We start from the raw sequence: 4482 nt of genomic DNA on the forward strand, positions 1-4482 counted from the left end.
CCTGCAGCTGGGGCTCCGCCCGGCGTTGGGCCTGAGCCGAAGCCGGCATCGCCAGCGCCACGGCCAAGCAGGCTGTCGTGGTCAATCGGGTGAGTTGTTGCATCGCTTCGCCTCCCAGCGCCCGGCCGTCCGGGTCGAGCCGACGATGCTGGCTTCCCGGCGGGTGGTCGTCATCCAAACAGAGGAAGTCGCGGCTTGCGACGCGAAGGGTCAGTTCCCTCCAGGCGCCAGGCCCGATAGCAGAGCCGCCAGTTCGGCCTGGCGAGTGCATCCGGTCTTTTCCAGAACGCGACGGAGTTGTGAACGCACGGTGGTGATCGCGACGGCGCCGTCGACGGCGACCTCCTCGAGAGATCGCCCGGCCGCGAGCCCGCGGGCGACCCGCGCCTCGGACGGCGTGAAGTCGAACAGGGTGCGCATCAACTCGACCGAGGGCGCCCGATCGGCCGAGACCGGCGTGATCAACAGCAGCGCGAAGCTCTGGCCGAAGATGTCGTGCGCCGACCGTCGGATCGGGAGCAGGTGCAGGACCATCACCGCCTTGCCGGCCCTGTCGCGCAGCGGGAAGGTGCAGGCTGCGCTTCCGGAGGTGGTCTCGATCGCCGAAAGCGCCGTGATCAACAGGTCGTTGGCGCGACGGTCGCTCAACGCAAGCCGGTTGCCGGCCGTGAACACAATGCGTTCGGGCAGCGTCTCGATCAGGGGATTGGCCTCGAGAACTGTGCCGGCGGCGTCTAGCAGCAAGGCTGGCAAGCCAAGGGCGGTCAAGGCCTCGGCGGCCCCTTTGGCGCGTTGCAGACCCAGTCGGGAGCTGACGAGGGCGCTGCGCGCCAGGTGAGGCCGAAGCGTGTTCAGCCGCTCCACATGCTCCCGTTCGACCGGTCCACGTTCGAACTTCCGTTCGATGCTGAAGACGATGTTGTCGCCCGTCGGGACCCGCAGTCCGGTCCCGGCGGACCAGCCCAGGCCGCGCGGCCGGAAGAAGTCGCGATAGATCGGATCGGAACCCAGCTGGTCCTCGGTCCAGAAGTCCTGTTCCACGAAGAAGGAGGGCTCGGACTGACCCATGATACAGACGCGCCGGCTGCACCGTGTGAACCAGCCGGCGCTGACGTACTCGTCGAAGACGTCGCGGATCGTATCCGACGCCGTCCAGCAGAGCGCCGTCCGGGCCGAGAACAGGAGCCCGCCCCGCGCGTCGGTCATCCGGGCCAGTTCGTCCAGCACGTCCGGCCACAGCTCGGGTACGACGGAACACTCGTAAATTCTGTCGATCAGCTCGGCCGGCATGCTCGTCCCCGATCGCGCGATCCGCCGCGACCTTTTCGGAGACCAGTGTTGCACGACCTCCGGCGGCTGAACCAGTCTGCGGCTCAGCGCGTCCCGAACAGGCGGTCGCCGGCGTCCCCGAGGCCGGGAACGATGTAGCCGTGCTCGTTCAGCCGGTCGTCCACGGCGGCGGTCCATACGGGCACGTCGGGATGCCAGCCGCGCAGCCGTTCCAGTCCCTCGGGTGACGCCACCAGACAAACGAAGCGCAGGTTGGTCACGCCCCGCTCCTTAAGCCTCTCCAGCGCCGCCACCGCCGTATTGCCGGTGGCCAGCATGGGATCGATGACCACGCACAGCCGCTCGGCCACGTCGTCGGGGGCACGGAAGTAGTATTCGACGGCGTCCAGCGTCTCGGGCTCGCGGTACAGGCCGACGTGGCCGACGCGGGCGGACGGGACGAGGTCGAGCATGCCCTCCACCAGCCCGAGGCCGGCGCGCAGGATCGGCACGAAAACCAGCTTCTTGCCCTCGATCTTCTGGCCCGTGGTCGGCCCGACCGGCGTCTCGACCGGATAGTCCTCCAGCGGCAGGTCGCGGGTGACCTCGTAGCAGAGCAGGGTCGAGATCTCGCGCAGCAGCTGGCGGAAGCGGGCGGTCGAGGTGTCCTTCGAGCGCATGATGCCGAGCTTGTGGGCGACCAGCGGGTGACCGACGACGGTCACGCCCTGCATCGAGAAGGCGGGCTTGCCCGACGCTTTGGAAGTGGTTGCCATCAGAACACGGTCCCGTCGGAGAGGATGGTCAGGGGCGGGCCGCCCCCGCGTCGGCGCTCCGCGGCGGCGCGACGTCCGGCCGCCCAGGTGCCGCCCTCGAGCACGCTGGCCAACGGCATGGCGCGGGCGTTGACGCCCAGCTCGGCGCGTATCAGCGGCGCGATCCGGTCCAGAAGCGCCACGGTCATGGCGCGCCAACCGACGACGAGCGGGTCGGACACGGGCCACGGCTTCTCGGAGTCGGCGGGGTTCTTCAGCGTCAGCACGCCGAGGTCCATGAACAGGCCGCCGTTGCGGTATTCGGCCAGGCCGGTCAGACCGTCGAGATCGGTCACCTCGACCCCCGCCGTCTCGAGCGGCTCGACCAGCGAATACGATAGCCACTGCGACAGCTTGTGAATGGGCACGAGCCCGTCGGTGGCGTCGGCGCGCGTCATCGCCGGGTGCCGCCAGCAGTCGCCCAGGTCGACGCCGCCGAGCGTCAGCCGGTCTTGCCAGACCGGACCCAGCGCCTCCAGCAACACCTCGAGGATGACCGGGCCGGGCAGGCGGTCCCGGTCGTCGGCGCGGTCGACCATGGCGTCGAACAGGCCGCCAGGGCGCGGCTCATCCTCCAGCGCGAACAGATCGGGCTCGGCGAGGCAGGCCTGACCCAGCCGCCGCAGCAGGGCGGCTCGTCCTTCAAGGCCGACCAGCGGATTGTCGGCGGAGACCTGGAAGCCGCGCGCCAGAGCGTCGGCGGTCATGAAGGTCAGGGCCACGGCGTCGACCCGCCACGGGTCATCCTCGGTGATGGAGAAGGCTCCCGCCTCGAACATGCGCAGGCTGGCGATGGCGAGCCCTTCCGACCGCGTCAGGGTGCGGCCGGTCTGCTTGTCCGTGTAGGACCAAGCCGGCCCCGAGCCCGCGTCCAGCAACACCGAGACGATCGCCAGATCAAACTCGGCCCGGGCCCGGGATGCGGGGTCGAGCCAGTCACGCCCCTCGGCGGCCGGCCCCCACAGATCGACGCCGTCGACGGCGAAATGCCGCCAGCGGGCGTGGAAGGGCACGGCCAGGGTCGGATACTGTTCGCGGATCACGGCGGCGACGTATCCGGCGGCTTCCGGCAGGCGGTCGAGGTCGACGCGCCAGTGCTCCAGGCCCCCGGCGAGGCCGATCTCAAGCATTTCATGCGCCCGTTCCCGGACGGCCGCGGCGGTGAGCAGGCTATGCGCCTGCTGCGCTTCAGAACTGCTCAAGGTCGCGGCCCACCACGCGGGTCAGGTCCTCGGCCGAGGGCGGCGCGTCGGGGGTGAAATAGCCCGCCGCCTTCTTGGCCTCCATCTCGACCGAGGCGTCGGGCGGCACGAGGTAGTCGGGTATGGGCACCCGCTCGCCGATCTCGATGCCCGAGGCCGTCAGGGCGTCGTGCTTCATGTTCGACATCGACACGAAGCGGTCGATCTTCGTGATCCCCAACCAGTGCAGGATGTCGGGCATCAGCTGCTGGAAGCGCGCGTCCTGCACCCCCGCGACGCATTCGGTGCGCTCGAAATAGGTCGCCGCCTGATCGCCGCCGGGCTGGCGCTTGCGGGCGTTGTAGACCAGGAACTTGGTCACCTCGCCCAAGGCCCGACCCTCTTTGCGGTTATAGGCGATCAGACCGGCGCCGCCGTCCTGGGCCTCGCGGATGCACTCCTCGATCCCGTGGGTCAGATAGGGGCGGCAGGTGCAGATGTCGGAGCCGAAGACGTCGGAGCCGTTGCACTCGTCATGGACCCGGCAGGTCAGCCGTCGGGCCGGGTCGGCGATCGCGGCGGGGTCGCCGAAGATGTACAGGGTGATGCCGCCGATCGGGGGCAGGAACACCTTCAAATCGGGCCGGGTGACGAGGTCGGCGTACATGCCGCCGGTCTGCTCGAACAGGGTGCGGCGCAGGGCGGTCTCGGTGACGCCGAAGCGCTCGGCGATGCCGGGCAGATACCAGACCGGGTCGATGGCGGCCTTGGTCACGGCCACGTCGCCGCTTGCGTGCACGATCTGGCCGTCAGCCTTCAGACGCCCGGCCCCGATGGCCTCGGCGATTTCCCCCAGCTGCAGCCGGGCCCGTGTGACGGCGATGGTGGGGCGGATGTCGACGCCGTCGCGGATCTCGTCGGCGAAGTCCTCGGCCACGCGCGCGCCCCACGGGTCCAGCGACACGATCTTCGACGGATCGCTCCACTGCGGAAACGGGCCCATCGGCGTGGTCGGCGCGGTGTTGGTGAGGTCCGGCCGGTTGTTGGCGCTCATCGCTCCCGACGAGACGGCGAGGGCGCGATAGACCGAATAGGCCCCGCCGTGCGCGCCGATGGCGTTGCGGTCGCTGCCGGAGTTTACGGTGCCGATCACCGGCCCCCGCTCCTGCGCGGTCGGAGCGCCCCAGTTCAGCGGAAAGCGGCCGGCCGTTCCGCCG

Annotated in this window: 4 protein-coding genes; all 4 read right to left on the reverse strand. The window is 69.8% G+C overall.

Going from position 1 to position 4482, the window contains the following annotated elements:
* Positions 1-210 precede the first annotated feature (210 nt).
* Complete coding sequence (locus VGB60_RS11230) at positions 211-1290, reverse strand: hypothetical protein (RefSeq protein ID WP_331038341.1); 1080 nt, start codon at positions 1288-1290, stop codon at positions 211-213.
* An 83-nt stretch (positions 1291-1373) separates the two neighbouring features.
* Positions 1374-2003, reverse strand: a complete 630-nt coding sequence (gene upp, locus VGB60_RS11235; RefSeq protein ID WP_331038344.1) for a uracil phosphoribosyltransferase — start codon at positions 2001-2003, stop codon at positions 1374-1376.
* Positions 2004-2044: 41 nt separating this feature from the next.
* On the reverse strand, positions 2045-3286 hold the full coding sequence (locus VGB60_RS11240; RefSeq protein ID WP_331038342.1) for a URC4/urg3 family protein: 1242 nt from the start codon (positions 3284-3286) through the stop codon (positions 2045-2047).
* Positions 3273-4482: GTP cyclohydrolase II (locus tag VGB60_RS11245; RefSeq protein WP_331038343.1), on the reverse strand; the 1210-nt coding region annotated here is incomplete at its 5' end. The genes VGB60_RS11245 and VGB60_RS11240, both read right to left, overlap by 14 nt.

Source organism: Brevundimonas sp. (assembly GCF_036399195.1).
GTDB lineage: Bacteria > Pseudomonadota > Alphaproteobacteria > Caulobacterales > Caulobacteraceae > Brevundimonas.

Bases quoted from the DNA above. Each gene is read 5' to 3' on its own strand.
- upp (WP_331038344.1), bottom strand. From the start codon at position 2,003: ATGCAGGGCGTGACCGTCGTCGGTCACCCGCTGGTCGCCCACAAGCTC.
- VGB60_RS11230 (WP_331038341.1), bottom strand. From the start codon at position 1,290: ATGCCGGCCGAGCTGATCGACAGAATTTACGAGTGTTCCGTCGTACCC.